Here is a 16,434-nt window from a genome sequence, read left to right as displayed (position 1 = left end):
CCTTTTTTAAAAATGCTTATGTTCCATTTTCTTTTTTCAAGACGCCAGTGTCAATATAAAAAAAGAGATTTTTCAGACAAAAACAGAGGTTGATTCTATCATTTTACCCACATAACTCCATAAAACACTTCCTTCATCCAAATCCAACATATGAAATCCCATGAAAAAATAAACATTTGCCTTCATTATGACATAAACAATTGTCTGTTTTTGTCGATATATCTTTTGTATTACTAAAGTCCTAATAAAGAATTGTTTATAACTGTAAAATATTTCAAAAACGTAAGAGTTGAAAGGAGTTATGAAAGATGTTTAAGAGAAAAGGAAATGATTCATCGACTGAAGTCCTTCTGAATGAAAGCAGTCAATTAATAGAACGAATTGAAAAGGGAGACCTTTCAGCAAGACTAGATACTGCTGCATTTTCTTCTAGCCAAACGATAGAAGCAGTGGCACAAGTGAATGAAGCGCTGCAAAAGATGCAAGAAGCAAATGAAAATATTCAAATGCGGATGGATTTAGTGACTAAAGCCATTCAAGTTGGCTTATGGGATATGGTCGTTATCGCTGGAGATCCAGTTAATCCAAAGAATGAATTCACATGGACGGATGATTTCCGCAAAATGCTCGGATTTCAAAATGAGCACGATTTTCCAAATCTATTAGACAGCTGGGCATCTCGAATTCATCCGGATGAACAAGAATATACATTAGACGCATTTGCTTCGCATTTATTGGATCATTCAGGGCGTACGCCGTATGATATCGAATATCGCTTAAAGTTAAAAAACGGAGATTATCGCTGGTTCAAAGCAACTGGAACGACCGTTCGTGATCGAAATGGTGTCCCTCTTCGTGTGGCGGGAGCTCTTTTTGATATTCATGATCAGAAATTGAAAGAAGAAGAGCTGCAAGCATTCGTCACAAGATATGACTTAATCAACCGTGCGCTTGTTGAAGCTCCTTGGGACATGGTGGTAGAGGCCGGTGATCCAGTCAATCCAAATAACGAATTCTGGTGGTCTCCGCAGTTCAGATCAACTCTTGGCTTTAAGGATGAAAAAGATTTCCCGAATGTTCTGAGCAGCTGGAGCGATCGTCTGCATCCTGAGGATCAAGAAATGGCACTCCAAGCTTTTGCAGATCATTTAAATGACCACTCTGGCCGCACACCATTCGACATTGATTACAGATTACAGAGTAAAAATGGTGAGTACCGCTGGTATCATGCGGGTGGTGAAACCATTCGTGATGAAAAAGGTGTTCCTCTTCGTGTGGCAGGAACCATTCGTGACATCACGTTAGAAAAAAACAAAGAGAAAACAGCGGATGAAATGGCTTCACAAGTAGAACAGCTTTCAAGTTCTATTAGTGAGATGGTCTCGGGCATTAGCTCTGTGACAAATCAAGCACAGGAGCTTGCTGTTGCTCAAGAGCAGTCAACGTCTGCCGCCCACTTAGCAAAAAATAGTGCAGATGAGACGAAAAATATTTCTGACTTAATTAAAGAAGTGGCGAACCAAACGAACCTGCTTGGTCTAAATGCTGCGATTGAAGCGGCTAGAGCTGGTGAACAAGGCCGCGGATTCTCTGTCGTTGCAGATGAAGTACGAAAGCTGGCGCTGCATAGTGCCAATGCAACGGAAAATATCGAATCTAGTTTAACGGATATGAAAACACAAATTGATGAAATTCTTGAAAATATCTCGAATATGACAGCTCTTACGCAAACTCAGGCTGCTTTAACAGAGCAGGTGAACGCTGCAGTCGATGAAGTGAATCACATGTCTCAGCGTCTTGTGGCGTATTCAAAGAGTATTTAATCGTCAAAAACCGCCCTCTCGTCGAAGGCGGTTTTTTCATTAAAATTGATCTGCTGGGAAAACAATACCTGCATCTTTTCTTGCAGCGTCAAGGACTTTCATCACGGAGAGACTTTCATCAAGCCATGCATAGCATTGTTCGTGATTTTCTGTTTCAATAATATGCTGGAAAGCTTCAGCCTCATAAAACAGACGGTTTGGATTCGTTTGTGCATTGAGTGAGACGACCCTGTCATCAACATGCAGCAGCACTTCCTCACATCCATTCGCCCCATTTTTCACATGAATGAAGCCTTTTTCTCCTTGAATCAATGCAAAGTTCATGCTGCTTGTATCCTTACTGCCCACACTTGTCGCAATAAAATCATTGTAAGTGAACGTCAAAACACCAGATGTGTCAATACCGTTTGGATGGTGGTTTGCCTGATATCGGACCTGCTCTGGTGATCCAAAGAGATTCATGATGAAATGGACATTATAGATATTAATATCCATCAGCGCTCCTCCAGAGAACGCAGGGTTAAAGACATTTGGCGTTTCGCCGGCTAGCAGCTGATTATATTTGCTTGAATATTGACTATAATTGCATTGAACCAGTTTGATTTTACCTAATTGATGAAGATGCTTTTTGATTAAATGATAGTTTGGCATATGAACGGTCGTAATGGCTTCAAATAGGAGAAGCTGCTTTTCCTTTGCGAGAGCGATTAAGGCTTCCAGCTCTTTAACATTTGAGGTGAAAGGCTTTTCGCATATCACATGTTTTCCGTGTTTCAATGCAGCCGTTGCATGCTCGCTATGTAAACGATTCGGTGACGCGATATAAACGGCTTCTACGTGAGGATCTTCTAGCATAGCGGTAAGATCCGTATAAGTTGTCTGCACCCCAAATTTGTCTGCGAGCTTCTTTGCCGTTTCTTCCTTTCTTGAATAGACAGCGTGGCAAGAAGCACCTTCGAGCTGGTCAATGGCTTGCAGGAAGCCTTCCACAATGATACCTGATCCAATGGTTGCGATGTTCATTCTCCAAAACCCCTTCCACTCGTTTAAGCTGTCTCTAGTATAACCGATGTTCTCATTGGACGTGTAATGAGATACCTGAGCGAAGGTGTGCCAGTGACCAAGACCGGCACACCTTTGGTAGCCCTTACAATCAGCTGATGTTTGCTAATGTTTGCTTTGTTAACAATTGAATAGCTGCCTTCCTTTTTTTTAACTCTTGAATAGAGTGTTGAATATCTTCGACTTTTTGCTCGAGCAGCTGTTCAGCTTCTGTTTTTGACTGTTTTTCGAAAAGTGATTTGATAATTTCACGAATTTCTTTAAGGGAGAAATCTAGCTTTCTCGCTTCGGTGATAAATGATAGCATGAGTACATATTTTTTATCATATAGACGATAGCCGTTATGCGCTCTTTTGGGCTCTGGAAGCACCCCTTCATTTTCGTAAAAACGAATGGTTTCAATATGTACTCCAGACATCTTTGACAATTTACCTCTCGTAAACGTAATCATTCCCTGCACCTCCTTTCTTTGCTATCCATCATACAATTAGATTTGCTAGTTTCAAAACATTCTATAGTGCTAAACAATTGGTCTATTTTACTTGTTGTAAATGGGGGATCAGCACGATGAATAGAATACGTTATAATAGAGTAGACTCATGTGATATTTGTTACAGATATGAACAAGTAGACAGCGTGAAGAAAAAACGATAGGCTAAAATAGGTAAATAGTAATGAAATAACCTGTCATCATGGGAATGGTGGCTCAAAATAGTGACAGCACGTTTTTGCTGAGAAAAGGGGACCAGTGAATGTATAAATTAGTCGCAATTGATATGGATGGTACGTTATTAAATGATCAACATATGGTGCCGGATGAAGTGTTTGAAGCCATTCAACAGGCAAAGGCAGAAGGAATTAAAATTGTTTTATGTACAGGCCGGCCAATTGGCGGGGTAAATCGCTATTTAACTGATCTTCAGCTTGATCAAGAGGGAGATTATGTGATCGCCTATAATGGAGCGCTTGTTCAAAACAGCCATACAAATGAAGTGGTGTCAGAGCTGACATTATCCTATGATGACTTAACTTCTTTATATGAATTGAGCCGTCAGCTGGATACACCGATGCATTATTTCGATTCGGCCAATTTATACACACCGAATCGCGATATTAGTGAATACACAGTGCATGAAGCCTATTTAACAAAGCTGCCGCTGAAATATATGCCTGTTGAAGAGGCAGATTCATCGATGAGACTTCCGAAAATGATGTATATTGATCAGCCAGAACGTTTGGAAAAAACGATACAAGCCATCCCGTCTGAAGTGAAGGAAAAGTATATGATGGTGAAAAGTACAGATTTCTTCCTTGAAATCTTGCATCCTGATGTGAGTAAGGGAAATGCTGTGAAGCTTCTAGCGAAGGAGCTGGGAATTCCTCGTGAAGAAGTCATGGCCATTGGTGACAACGGGAACGACATATCAATGGTAGAGTTTGCAGGCTGCGGCGTCGCTATGGGAAATGCCATTGATGATGTCAAAGCTGTAGCAGATGTTGTAACAAAATCTAATAATGAAGCCGGAGTAGCACATGTGCTGCATGAGCTGGTTTTAGGAAAATAAAAAGAGAGAGCGGTCTACCAGTGCGGTAGCCGCTTTTTTATATATTGGAGAAAAAGTAAACAAGCATACGTCTGCTACTTAAATTCGTCTTTTGCAGCATCGCTTTCACATGATCATGAACGGTATGGGGTGAAATAAATAACGTGCTCGCAATTTCCTTTGTCGACTGGCCCTTTAATAAGCAGTCGAGGACGTTCATTTCTCTTTCTGTCAGTCTGTACGTTTTCGCCGCATAAGGAAGGATATCATTTGTTTGAGCTCGTTTGATGTGAATCATGACAGCCTCCTCCTGCCTGTCAGCCTGCGCTAATCGAAAGGCTTGAAGAGAGAGAAACAACCCCGTAGGCAATCTCGTCATGCTTGCCGGTGTTTGCTCAATACCGCCGTATAAAAGTTTTGCCCCTAATGCTCTAAACGGGCGTGGCATGATCGCCCTGTCATGGATTTGTTCAAAGGCTTGAAACGTCTGAAGCCAATGAAGACCTGTCTCATTTCCATAAAGAAGGTGGTAATCGTGCGAAAGAATAAGGAAGCCTTGTTGCTCCGCCGCCGCGTCTTCTTCAGTATCTCTTTTCTTGAAAAGTTCATCTCTTAGCTTGGCTGCGAGTCTGGGCGTTTGTTCGATGACCGCTTGGATATCTTTTTCTTGAAAAGGTTCCTTGTCCTGTAGACGATAGAGGCTGGCAATCCCCCAGCATTCCCCTTGAATCACAAGAGCTGCCCGCAATTCATCAGACCATCCTTTAGGTAACAAAATATTTTGGTAGCGCTCACTGCTAAGATATTCTCCGCTTTGGACTAGGCTCGCCGCATGAACAGGGCCTTTGGCTAGAAACTCATGCTGATGTACGTCCCTTTTTAAAAACTCATTTTGAAACAGCTGGTCATGAATTTCTTCAATCGGTTCATCTGTGAAGGAACCTGTCGAGAGGAGAGTGGCTGGATCAATGGTCGTGATACAGGCGGCATCAAAATCAAGGACGGCAGCAAGTTCGTCCCGAATGTGTTGTCTCAGCTGCTGAAAATGAGTGGCTGGATTGGTCACATGATCTCCTCCTCAAAAATCCCCACTTTTAGGGATCGTGTTTTCTGGTGTCTCTTTTTACAATAAAGATGTCATATCGTTAGTGTACAGGAAACGATGGAAAGCGGAAAGGAACTGGAGGAGAAGGACATGAAAGAAAACCAGCATTGGCACGATCCTGTTGCTGAGTCATATGCAGCGACGATTTCACATAAAGTACCCGGCTATCACCTTTTGCATGAGTTAACAGTAGATGTATTAGAAACTGAAATAAAGGGAGCAGCTCCCCGCATTCTAACTGTCGGAGCGGGTGGGGGCGAAGAGATCATCAACATGTTACAAAGAAAAGAAGACTGGCTCATCACAGGGGTCGATCCGTCACCTTCTATGCTGGACATGGCGAAACAACGAGTTGCACAGCTAGAAATGGAGGCGCGTGTCACATGGCTTGAGGCCTCATTAGATAAGGTTTCAGCTGAACCTGTTTACGATGCAGCAGTGAGCTTGCTTGTCATTCATTTTATAGAAAAACGCCAGCTCTTTTTAGACGAGGTTGCCCGCAGGCTTCAACCAGAAGCACCGTTTATGTTGGCATTTATACAAGGCGAGATGAAGTCCCATGCATTTCTACAGGAGCTTCACATGCTCTCTCTTTTCATGCAGCGGCAAGGCCTAGAAAAAGAGGTGTTTACGTCCTTTAAAAACAGGCTGGGACAGACGACACACCCTGTTCCCGAGGAAGAAATAAAAGCGCAATTAATCAAAGCAGGATTTGAAGACATCAGACCTTATTTTCAGGCAGGAATGATCAAAGGGCTTGTTTGCAAGCGGAATCGTAGAGAGGCGGATGAGAAATGAGAACACAGGTGATGGTGATAGGCGGCTATGGACATGTTGGACAGCAAATATGTCTTCAGCTAAGTGAAGTGTATCCCGGTCAAGTTGTTGCAGCAGGCAGAAGCTATGAGAAGGCAGAGAAATTTTCACGCCAGACAAAAGGGAAGGTTCTTCCCTATCAACTTGATGTCAGTGAGCCGTTATTTTCGGACTGGGTGGATCACACAAAGCTGGTGATCATGTGTCTCGATCAAGAAGACACGTCATTTGCTGAAACAGTTCTGCAGTCAGGTATTGATTATATAGATATCTCTGCGAAAGGGGCGTACATGGAACAGGTGGCAAAGCTGGATCAGCAGTACATCGGTGCAACGGCTTTACTCAGTGTTGGGCTTGCGCCTGGCCTTACGAATTTATTGGCAGCAAAAGCATCATCTATGCTCTCATCAGTGAATCAAATAGATATAGGGATTATGCTTGGATTGGGTGATCAGCATGGAAAAGCCGCCATTGAATGGACGCTTGACAATGTCCATACTGACTATGTGCTTACTGAGCAACATCAACGTAAAAGAGTCAAAAGCTTTACTGGAGGAAAGCGTATAGATTTTGGGGTGAAACTTGGAAAGAGGAAAGCCTATCAGTTCCCCTTCTCTGATCAGCAGACATTGCCTTTGACACTCAGCGTGCCTTCTGTGACGACAAGGCTTTGTTTTGATTCTCGCGCGGCAACGCGGGCATTTGCCTTCACAAGGAGTCTTGGAATGACGTCACTTCTCACTGTTCCGAAAATCAAGGGAAGAGCCATTTCCATGATTCAATCGGCTCAAATGGGAACAGATCAATATGCAGTGAAAGTGGAGGCGACAGGAATGGAGAGGAACAAGATTCATCAAGCAGCGCTTGGAATAAAAGGGCATGATGAGTCTCAAGCCACAGCTCAAGTCGCCTCTGCTGCAGCACTACATTTATTGAGCAGGCGGTTTCAGACAGGTGTGTTTCATATCGAACAATTATTTTCATTAGCGTATGAGAATGGAGAATTTGCGTTGGTGGATCAAAAAACAAAGGAAAAGCGTGTGTTAGCGCTGAAAGCCAGCCTTTTAACCGCATAAAAGAATACGAACATAGGGTAATTCAAATGGAGGGTTGTAGACGGGAATGATAAAAAGGTTACGTTTTGCAAATAAATTTCAAGCGGGTGTTTACAAGTGTTAAATACAGAACAAGATATCATTAAGAATTATATAGATTCACCCCAAAAATTGAAAAAATTATATAAACGAGTATTGTTCGTTGTTAGTTTATCGCAAATATTTGGAGGGGCTGGACTAGCCGCAGGGATTACGGTAGGTGCCCTTTTAGCTCAACAAATGCTTGAAACGGAAGCCTATGCAGGAGTGCCAATGGCTTTATTTACTTTGGGGTCGGCTTGGGCAGCTTTCATTGTAGGAAAACTTTCACAACGTTATGGACGACGCATCGGTTTATCGACAGGTTTTGTTGTTGGAGGGATCGGAGCAATTGGCGTTGTGATTGCAGCTATGATAAATAGTGTCATTTTATTATTTGCATCGCTCTTCATTTACGGTGCGGGAACAGCCACAAATTTACAAGCTCGTTATGCTGGGACTGACTTAGCGAACTCTAAACAACGTGCAACGGCCATTAGTATGACAATGGTCATGACAACATTTGGGGCTGTAGCAGGTCCGAATTTAGTTGAAATGATGGGTAAATTCGCTGTATCAATTGGTGTTCCATCACTTGCGGGTCCCTTTATTTTATCAGCCGCAGCATTTATTGTAGCAGGTCTTGTCCTTTTTATTCTGCTGCGTCCTGATCCGTTAGTTATTGCTCAAAGAATAGCAGCTTACAAAGCAAAACATGAGCATGGAAATCAACCAGATGCTGTTGATAAAAAAATAGATAAAAAAGGGATTACAGTAGGTGCCACGGTTATGATCTTAACTCAAATTGTCATGGTTGCACTCATGACTATGACACCGGTACATATGCAGCATCATGGTTATGGATTAGCCGAAGTGGGAATTGTTATTGGTTTTCATATAGGTGCAATGTATCTTCCTTCACCTATCACGGGTGTACTCGTAGATAAATTAGGACGAACAACTATGAGCATAGCGTCGGGCATAACATTGTTACTTGCTGGTTTATTAGCAGCATTCGCACCAAGTGATTCAATGATTCTATTAATCATTGCTCTGTCTTTACTTGGATTGGGATGGAACTTTGGTTTAATTAGTGGTACTGCTCAAATAGTTGATTCTACAGAACCATCAACCCGGGCCAAAATCCAAGGAACACTCGATGTTTTTATTGCGTTAGCAGGTGCTGCTGGCGGTGCTCTTTCAGGAATGGTAGCTGCGAATACGAGTTATGCGACATTATCTTTAAGCGGAGGAATTTTATCTTTATTTCTCATACCTGCAATAGTTTGGTCCTTTAAAAGTAAAACATAATGCAGCTCCGTGCTGCATAAGCTCCTGCAATCCATCACAAAAAAAGACATGACGCCCCATCATGGGAGAGCATGTCTTTTTTTCATCTTCCATAAAAATACGTTTTGCTTCATAGTAGAGCACCTGCACAAATTTCTTCACATTGACAAGCTGGATGCTTGTTTTTTTATGATGATGTCGACACATCCCCTTTTTTCTTGATGCTCGCTGTGATGAGCTGTGTCAATGTGTCAGAACCTTTTTTTGAAAGATGGACACCATCGGGCTGGAAATAGGATGGTTGTCCAGTAGCGGCTGAATGCCAATCAACCAAGGTGACATTTTGATCTTGATCTGCCACTCGCTGAATTACCGCATTCACATCATTTTCCCATGACCTCGGGACCCTCGTATTCACTAGGAAAATATGTGCCTTTGAAAAGTTTTGAATGAATGCTGTCAGCGTGTCCTCAGTAAAATAACCATTTGTGCCAAGTTCAATGATAACAGCGGCATCAGATTGATTAAATGATTTGTATTGAGGGGCGATGCTGATGGCTTCGTTCATCTGTCTGCCAACTTTCCCATCGATGGTGATCTGTTTATATGCTTTTTCAAGATTCGGCGCAATGTCTAACATGACAGAATCACCAATGGCAAGAATTTGGTGAAATTGTTTTTGATCAGCTGCTTTTTTCTCGTGCTTTTCTTTCTTTTTCTTCGCTTTTGATTCCGATGGTTCGGCTGTTTTTTTCGGTGCTGTCTTAATTTGCGTCACTTCCTTCACATGTGGGGAGGAAGTGGACGAGCTAGACATGCCAATGATAAATAAGATCAAAAGAGCTGCAGTGATTCCCAGGAACACCTTATTAGATGTAGACCATTGTTTGATTCCTTTTTTCCAAATAGACCAAGAGGCAAAATATTGTCTAAAGCCATGCTGGCGGATTGGCTGTTCAATGAAGCGATAGGAAGCCTCAGCAACTAGTAAAATGGCGATGAGCTGCAATGTGACACGCGCGATGGAAGGCTGTCCAATTTCAATGACCGGTGTGGTCAGAACGATAATGGGATAATGCCACAGATAAATACCATAAGATCGCTTACCAAGCCAGACGAGCGGCTGAAAGGACAGCCATTTCCCGATAAGACTTGCAGGGTGGCAGACGCACGCAATTAAGATGGCCGCATTCAGACAGAATAAAAGCATGCCGCCCTGATAGAGAAAGGCATCAAAATCGTCCACTGCATAAACACAAAGAAGGAAAATCGCAAACGAACCGAACCCGGCAATATGTAAAATACGTCTGCCAACAGGAAGTAATTTCTTGCTGGATAGTCTTTGCATAGGCCACACAAATGCCAGACTGCACCCAATCAGGAGCGCAAATGCACGAGTATCTGTTCCATAATAAACCCTGCTTGGATCGGTATCTGGTGAATAAAGAATCGCCATCCATAGGGCGGAGACAAGTGCTAGGCCAAAGGTGATCATAGGCAGATGAGATCTGTTTTTTACCCATTTCAGCCCTGCAATCAACAGGACCGGCCAAATGATATAAAATTGCTCTTCAATTGCCAAAGACCACAAATTTTTCAGTGGAGATAGAGCATTGAAGCTATCAAAATATGAAAGCTCGTGAAAAATATACCACCAGTTACTGACATAAAAAAAGGACGATATGGCATCGCCACGAATGGACAATAATGCGTTTGAACCTGCAATCGCGCACCAGCTGACGGTTATAAAAATCATGATGTAAGCAGCTGGAAGAAGCCTCCTGATCCGTCCCATCCAAAATGGCAAAAGCTCTTGATAGCCTAAATCCTGCTTATGTAACAAGATCGTTGTAATCAAGTAACCAGAAATGACAAAAAATAAATCAACGCCAAGAAACCCGCCGCTTACGGGTCCGATATGTAAGTGATAAGCAATGACTGCCAATACAGCAACGGCTCTTAGTCCATCTAATCCTAAAATATAACGAAAACGATTTTCCTTGCTGTTCATGAAAATGAATCCCCCATCAATGTCAAACGCTTCTTTTTGTTGTTCATTCAAAAGAGCAACGATTCTTTTATTTTATATAAAATTAGACGAATCAGCATTACATTTTGTTGGCGAATTTCTGTCTTTTTTTAAATTTTTTTCATACGAAAAAAGAATTGGTGGGTGAAGAGATGTCGAATTTGATACTCAAAACCAAAATCCCTGTCATAATAAAAGAAGAAGGAAAGGGGATGTGCTGAATGAGAACGATCGAAAATGATCAGTTATTGGTTCAGATTCATGAAAAGGGAGCGGAAGTCAGGGAGGTGCTTGACAAGAAAAGCGGGCGTCACTATATGTGGTCTGGTGATCCAGCTTATTGGGGCAGGGTGTCGCCTATCTTGTTTCCAATTGTTGGGCGATTAATGAATGATCAATACAAGATGGACGATCAAACCTTCGAGCTCACGCAGCATGGATTTTTGCGTGATGTCAATTTTGATTTATATGAAGAAACGGAGCATACGGTGACCTTTCAATATGAATCAAGAAGCCGACACATGAAGCAATACCCGTATGAATTTACAGCACGTATTCGTTATGAACTATTAGAAAATGGACTGAAGATTTCCTGGGAAATTGATCATGACGGAGATGATACGATGTATTTCTCCATTGGAGGGCACCCAGCATTTCGTGTTCCTCTTGTTGAAGGTGAGCAAGCAGCAGATTATTCACTCACATTGACACCTTCGACTGAACATCTCCCTGTGCAATATGAACTGCGGAATTCACTTGTCAGAGAGAAAGGAAAAGGCATTGAGATTGAGCCGATCCAGCTTCGACCAGAGCTTTTTCAGCAGGATGCGATGATCTTTAGCCATATCAATCGAGTGTCTTTGACTTCTAGGGCAGGTCACGGAGTTGAGGTCGATCTCACTGGTTTTCCGTTCGTGGGCATTTGGTCGCCTTATGACCAAGAAAAAGGAACGATGGCTCCTTTTGTTTGTATTGAGCCGTGGTATGGCATTGCCGATATGGAAGGGACGAATGGGCAGTATAAAGAGAAGTTTGGCATTCAAACGTTAGAAAAGAATGAGACCTTTCATGCCGCTTATACCGTTTTCTTCAAATGAACATTTGTGCATGAAGAGGTGAACAATTTGTTATGATAGAAGAAAAAGGGGGCGTATGAATGGATCGAGAGAAACAACAGCTGAGTATTGAAGCGGCAAGGCTTTACTATTTGTCTGATTACAGCCAGCAGGAAATTGCCAAGCAGCTCAACTTGTCGAGACCGACTGTATCTCGGCTGCTTCAATATGCGAAAGAGAAGGGATACGTCCAGATTACGGTGATGGATCCGTTTGAGGATTTAAACGAGCTTTCTTTATTGCTCAAGGAAAAATATGACCTGCTCGAAGCTCATGTGGTGTTTTCGCCAAAAGACGACTATCCAACCATCACCGATTATTTGAGCCGATTTGGTGCAGATTACTTGCAAGAGACGGTGAAAGACGGTGATATCGTTGGCGTGAGCTGGGGAACGACTATGTATCAAATTGCACAAAAGATGCAACCTAAACAGGTAAAAGGTGTAGAGGTTGTCCAGCTCAAGGGCGGAATCAGCCATTCTCATGTGAATACATATTCTGCGGAAACCATTCAGTTGTTTGCTGAGGCCTTTCAAACAGCACCGCGCTATTTGCCGCTTCCTGTTGTATTTGATAGTGCTGCTGTCAAGGAAATGGTTGAGCAGGACAGACACATTCAGCGAATTATTGAAATGGGCAAGCAGGCGAATATCGCTGTGTTTACTGTTGGAACGGTAAGAGATGAGGCACTTTTGTTTAGACTAGGTTATTTCCGTGAAGAAGAAAAAGCGCTCCTCAAGGCATCCAGTGTCGGAGACATTTGCTCGCGTTTTTATGATCAAGATGGACGCATTTGCAGTGAAGCCATTAACAATCGCACAATTGGCGTGGAGCTAGATGATCTAAGGACAAAAGAACGATCCATCCTTGTCGCTGGCGGTCATCGAAAGGTGGCTTCTATACACGGTGCACTAAGAGGGAAATATGCGAATGTATTGATCATCGATCAGCACACGGCGAGGGCTCTTTTAAATGTCACAAAATAGATGAACAAAATTTCATAACCATATTTACAATTGTTCATCCGTCATATATGATGAAAGTATCATAATTAAAAGGAAGTGTGAAGCATGACGATAGCAAAGCTCATTGATCATACAGCACTAAAACCAGATACATCTAGAGCTGCAATTATGCAGTTACTTGAAGAAGCAAAGACTCATCAATTTGCATCTGTTTGCGTGAACCCAACTTGGGTATCTCTTGCGTCGAAAGAACTAGCAGGAACAGGTGTTGATGTATGTACAGTCATCGGGTTCCCATTAGGCGCTAACACAACAGCGGTGAAAGCATTCGAAACAAAGGATGCGATTGAAAACGGTGCAACAGAAGTGGACATGGTCATCAATGTTGCCGCATTGAAAGACGGCGAATATGATGTGGTTGAACAAGATATTCGTGCAGTTGTAGACGCAGCAAAAGGCAAAGCATTAGTGAAAGTTATCATTGAAACATGTTTACTTACTGATGAGGAAAAAGTCAAAGCTTGTGAGCTTTCAGTGAAAGCGGGCGCTGATTTTGTGAAAACATCGACTGGATTTAGTACAGGCGGTGCAACAGCTGAGGACATCGCATTAATGCGTAAAACAGTAGGACCTGATATCGGTGTGAAAGCATCAGGCGGCGTGAGAACAAAAGAAGACGTTGAGGCAATGACAGTTGCAGGTGCTACCCGTATTGGCGCAAGTGCAGGCGTTTCCATTATCAAAGGGGATCAATCATCTCCTTCGAAAGACTATTAATTCATACGATCCTATGGTAGGATAACATTCATGACTCATAAATGATGAAAAAGTCATATGCGGAAGGATCTCTCTTCTGGGAATTTCTTCCGCGTTTTGTTTACGAAATAGGGTTTGTTCCATACAAGCGCATTAATGTAAACGAATTCATTCAAGGAGGAAAAACATGAAATACGTGATTGGTATCATCGGTTTGCTAGTGATTCTCGCCATTGCATGGCTGGCTAGTAATGGGAAAAAACGAGTGAAATTCCGTCCAGTAATTGTCATGATTGTACTGCAATTTATTTTAGGTTATATTCTGCTCAATACAGGTGTTGGAAACTATTTAATTGGTAATTTTGCCAAAGGGTTTAAATTACTCCTAGGCTATGCCAGTGATGGAATCAATTTTGTATTTGGCGGGTTAATGAATGATAATGCGTCCACTTTCTTCATCAATGTCTTACTGCCGATCGTCTTTATCTCGGCGTTAATCGGTATCCTGCAGCATTGGCGTATTCTTCCGCTTATCGTACGTGGAATCGGATATTTGCTTAGTAAAGTAAACGGTATGGGAAAACTAGAATCTTACAACGCAGTAGCGTCTGCGATTTTAGGTCAATCAGAAGTCTTTATTTCTATTAAGAAACAACTTGGATTATTACCTCAGCAGCGTCTTTATACATTATGTGCATCTGCAATGTCGACGGTATCGATGTCGATTGTTGGTGCGTACATGCAAATGATTAAGCCAGAGTACGTGGTTACAGCACTTGTGCTGAACCTATTTGGTGGATTTATTATCGCATCGATCATCAATCCATATGAAGTATCTAAGGACGAAGATATGCTTGAAGTCGTTGAGGAAGAAAGACAATCCTTCTTCGAAATGCTTGGCGAATACATTATGGATGGTTTCAAAGTAGCGATTGTTGTTGCTGCAATGTTGATTGGATTCGTTGCATTAATTGCGATGATTAACGGTATCTTTACAGCTGCCATCGGTGTTTCTTTCCAAGATGTACTTGGATATGTCTTTGCTCCATTTGCGTTCATTGTTGGTGTTCCTTGGAGCGAAGCGGTACAAGCAGGAAGCATTATGGCGACCAAAATGGTATCGAACGAATTTGTGGCAATGCAAATTCTATCCGGTGATGCTTTCCAATTCACTGCTCGTACAGAAGCGATCATTTCTGTATTCCTTGTATCATTCGCGAACTTCTCTTCTATCGGTATCATTGCTGGAGCAGTCAAAGGCTTAAACGAAAAGCAAGGGAACGTTGTCGCACGCTTTGGATTAAAGCTGTTATTCGGTGCAACTCTTGTCAGCTTCTTAACAGCAGGCGTTGTCGGTTTAATTTTCTAATTTAAAAAAAGGAATGGTGAAAAACAATGAGAATGGTAGATATCATTGCGAAAAAACGTGACGGAAAAGAATTATCTTCAGAGGAAATTTCTTTCTTTGTCAAAGGTTATACGGACGGAACAATTCCTGACTACCAAGCAAGTGCCTTGGCTATGGCAATTTTCTTCCAAGATATGACGGATCAAGAACGTGCAGACTTAACACTCGCTATGGCGAACTCAGGAGATACAATTGACCTGTCTGCTATTGAGGGTATTAAAGTAGACAAGCACTCAACAGGTGGTGTAGGTGATACAACTACGCTTGTACTCGCTCCTCTTGTTGCGGCACTAGATGTACCTGTTGCGAAAATGTCTGGGCGCGGCCTTGGGCATACAGGCGGTACAGTGGACAAGCTTGAAGCGGTCAAAGGCTTCCACGTAGAAATTACAAAAGACGAATTCATCGAGCTCGTGAACCGTCATAAAGTAGCGGTCATTGGCCAATCAGGCAACCTGACACCAGCTGATAAAAAGCTGTATGCTCTTCGTGATGTGACAGGAACTGTTAACTCAATTCCGCTTATTGCAAGCTCCATTATGAGTAAGAAAATTGCTGCTGGTGCAGATGCGATTGTACTTGATGTGAAAACAGGCGCAGGTGCTTTCATGAAAACACCAGAAGACTCAGAGAAGCTTGCAAAGGCTATGGTGCGCATCGGAAACAACGTAGGCAGACAAACGATGGCGGTCATCTCTGACATGTCTCAGCCGCTAGGATTAGCGATTGGAAATTCTCTTGAAGTGAAAGAAGCGATTGATACGCTTCGAGGCGAAGGTCCTGAAGACTTAAACGAGCTTGTGCTCACATTAGGTAGTCAAATGGTCGTTCTTGCGAAAAAAGCAGACACACTTGATGAAGCAAGAGAAAAGCTGATTGAAGTGATGAAAAACGGCAAAGCACTTGAGAAATTCAAGGAATTCTTAGAAAACCAAGGTGGAGACAGCTCCATTGTGGATCAGCCTGAAAAACTGCCGCAAGCACCTTACAAAATCGAAGTACCTGCAAAAGAATCAGGTGTCGTAGCTGAAATCGTCGCGGACGAAATCGGTGTTGCAGCGATGATCCTTGGAGCAGGACGCGCAACAAAAGAGGATGATATCGACCTATCTGTCGGCATCATGCTGAACAAAAAAGTGGGCGATCGTGTTGAAAAAGGAGATTCACTTGTGACACTGCATGCGAATCGAGAGGATGTTGCAAATGTCATGGAGAAAATTTATGACAACATCCGCATCGCTGATCATGCCGATGCACCAACTTTGATCCACACGGTCATTACTGAATAAAGAAAAAGGACAAAAGTGATTCGTCGCTTTTGTCTTTTTTTATGCTCGTCTTTTCCTATTGAAATAAAAAAATTCACTTTATGAAACAAACCTCTTGCA

General features: G+C 42.4%; 14 protein-coding genes. 10 read left to right on the top strand and 4 right to left on the bottom strand.

What is annotated here, in order from left to right:
• The first annotated feature begins 308 nt into the window (after positions 1-308).
• On the top strand, positions 309-1,823 hold the full coding sequence (locus AC3WTB_RS09505) for a methyl-accepting chemotaxis protein (RefSeq protein WP_492333640.1): 1,515 nt from the start codon (positions 309-311) through the stop codon (positions 1,821-1,823).
• Positions 1,824-1,862: 39 nt separating this feature from the next.
• On the opposite strand, the gene AC3WTB_RS09500 is transcribed toward AC3WTB_RS09505, so the two are convergent.
• Positions 1,863-2,846 (bottom strand): Gfo/Idh/MocA family protein, encoded by a 984-nt coding sequence (locus AC3WTB_RS09500; RefSeq protein ID WP_039182665.1) that lies wholly within the window; start codon positions 2,844-2,846, stop codon positions 1,863-1,865.
• Between the two features lie 130 nt (positions 2,847-2,976).
• Positions 2,977-3,336, bottom strand: coding sequence for a MerR family transcriptional regulator (locus tag AC3WTB_RS09495; RefSeq protein ID WP_039182663.1), 360 nt, complete (start codon positions 3,334-3,336; stop codon positions 2,977-2,979).
• Positions 3,337-3,637: 301 nt separating this feature from the next.
• Here AC3WTB_RS09495 and yidA point away from each other — a divergent pair, with 301 nt between their 5' ends.
• On the top strand, positions 3,638-4,450 hold the full coding sequence (gene yidA / locus AC3WTB_RS09490) for a sugar-phosphatase (RefSeq protein WP_039182661.1): 813 nt from the start codon (positions 3,638-3,640) through the stop codon (positions 4,448-4,450).
• 37 nt (positions 4,451-4,487) lie between these two features.
• On the opposite strand, the gene AC3WTB_RS09485 is transcribed toward yidA, so the two are convergent.
• On the bottom strand, positions 4,488-5,495 hold the full coding sequence (locus AC3WTB_RS09485) for a helix-turn-helix transcriptional regulator (RefSeq protein ID WP_492333639.1): 1,008 nt from the start codon (positions 5,493-5,495) through the stop codon (positions 4,488-4,490).
• 129 nt (positions 5,496-5,624) lie between these two features.
• On the opposite strand from AC3WTB_RS09485, the gene AC3WTB_RS09480 reads away from it, so the two are divergent.
• The 3 genes from AC3WTB_RS09480 to AC3WTB_RS09470 all read left to right on the top strand — a co-directional run bounded on the left by AC3WTB_RS09480 (position 5,625) and on the right by AC3WTB_RS09470 (position 8,794).
• A complete protein-coding gene (locus AC3WTB_RS09480; RefSeq protein WP_492333638.1) occupies positions 5,625-6,332 on the top strand; it encodes a class I SAM-dependent methyltransferase in 708 nt (235 codons plus the stop codon).
• Positions 6,329-7,426: a saccharopine dehydrogenase family protein gene (locus tag AC3WTB_RS09475; protein ID WP_126682519.1), complete on the top strand. Its 1,098-nt coding sequence runs from the start codon at positions 6,329-6,331 to the stop codon at positions 7,424-7,426. The genes AC3WTB_RS09480 and AC3WTB_RS09475 overlap by 4 nt, the downstream gene beginning before the upstream one ends.
• A gap of 96 nt (positions 7,427-7,522) precedes the next feature.
• A complete protein-coding gene (locus AC3WTB_RS09470; protein WP_144491644.1) occupies positions 7,523-8,794 on the top strand; it encodes an MFS transporter in 1,272 nt (423 codons plus the stop codon).
• 166 nt (positions 8,795-8,960) lie between these two features.
• On the opposite strand, the gene AC3WTB_RS09465 is transcribed toward AC3WTB_RS09470, so the two are convergent.
• On the bottom strand, positions 8,961-10,784 hold the full coding sequence (locus tag AC3WTB_RS09465) for an acyltransferase family protein (protein ID WP_251180910.1): 1,824 nt from the start codon (positions 10,782-10,784) through the stop codon (positions 8,961-8,963).
• 239 nt (positions 10,785-11,023) lie between these two features.
• On the opposite strand from AC3WTB_RS09465, the gene AC3WTB_RS09460 reads away from it, so the two are divergent.
• The 5 genes from AC3WTB_RS09460 to AC3WTB_RS09440 all read left to right on the top strand — a co-directional run bounded on the left by AC3WTB_RS09460 (position 11,024) and on the right by AC3WTB_RS09440 (position 16,335).
• Positions 11,024-11,899 (top strand): aldose 1-epimerase family protein, encoded by an 876-nt coding sequence (locus AC3WTB_RS09460; RefSeq protein ID WP_251180911.1) that lies wholly within the window; start codon positions 11,024-11,026, stop codon positions 11,897-11,899.
• Between the two features lie 59 nt (positions 11,900-11,958).
• The gene (deoR, locus tag AC3WTB_RS09455; RefSeq protein WP_492333637.1) at positions 11,959-12,903 is read left to right on the top strand and encodes a DNA-binding transcriptional repressor DeoR; all 945 of its coding nucleotides are present in this window, start codon (positions 11,959-11,961) and stop codon (positions 12,901-12,903) included.
• A gap of 84 nt (positions 12,904-12,987) precedes the next feature.
• Complete coding sequence (deoC, locus tag AC3WTB_RS09450; RefSeq protein WP_492333636.1) at positions 12,988-13,659, top strand: deoxyribose-phosphate aldolase; 672 nt, start codon at positions 12,988-12,990, stop codon at positions 13,657-13,659.
• Between the two features lie 166 nt (positions 13,660-13,825).
• Complete coding sequence (locus tag AC3WTB_RS09445) at positions 13,826-15,007, top strand: NupC/NupG family nucleoside CNT transporter (protein WP_492333635.1); 1,182 nt, start codon at positions 13,826-13,828, stop codon at positions 15,005-15,007.
• Between the two features lie 26 nt (positions 15,008-15,033).
• On the top strand, positions 15,034-16,335 hold the full coding sequence (locus tag AC3WTB_RS09440) for a pyrimidine-nucleoside phosphorylase (protein WP_039182634.1): 1,302 nt from the start codon (positions 15,034-15,036) through the stop codon (positions 16,333-16,335).
• Positions 16,336-16,434 lie beyond the last annotated feature (99 nt).

The sequence above is a fragment of the Bacillus sp. EB106-04-04-XG123 genome (assembly GCF_058791855.1).
The sequence above is the reverse complement of the archived record's forward strand: the minus strand, read 5'-3'. Positions and strand labels throughout refer to the sequence as shown.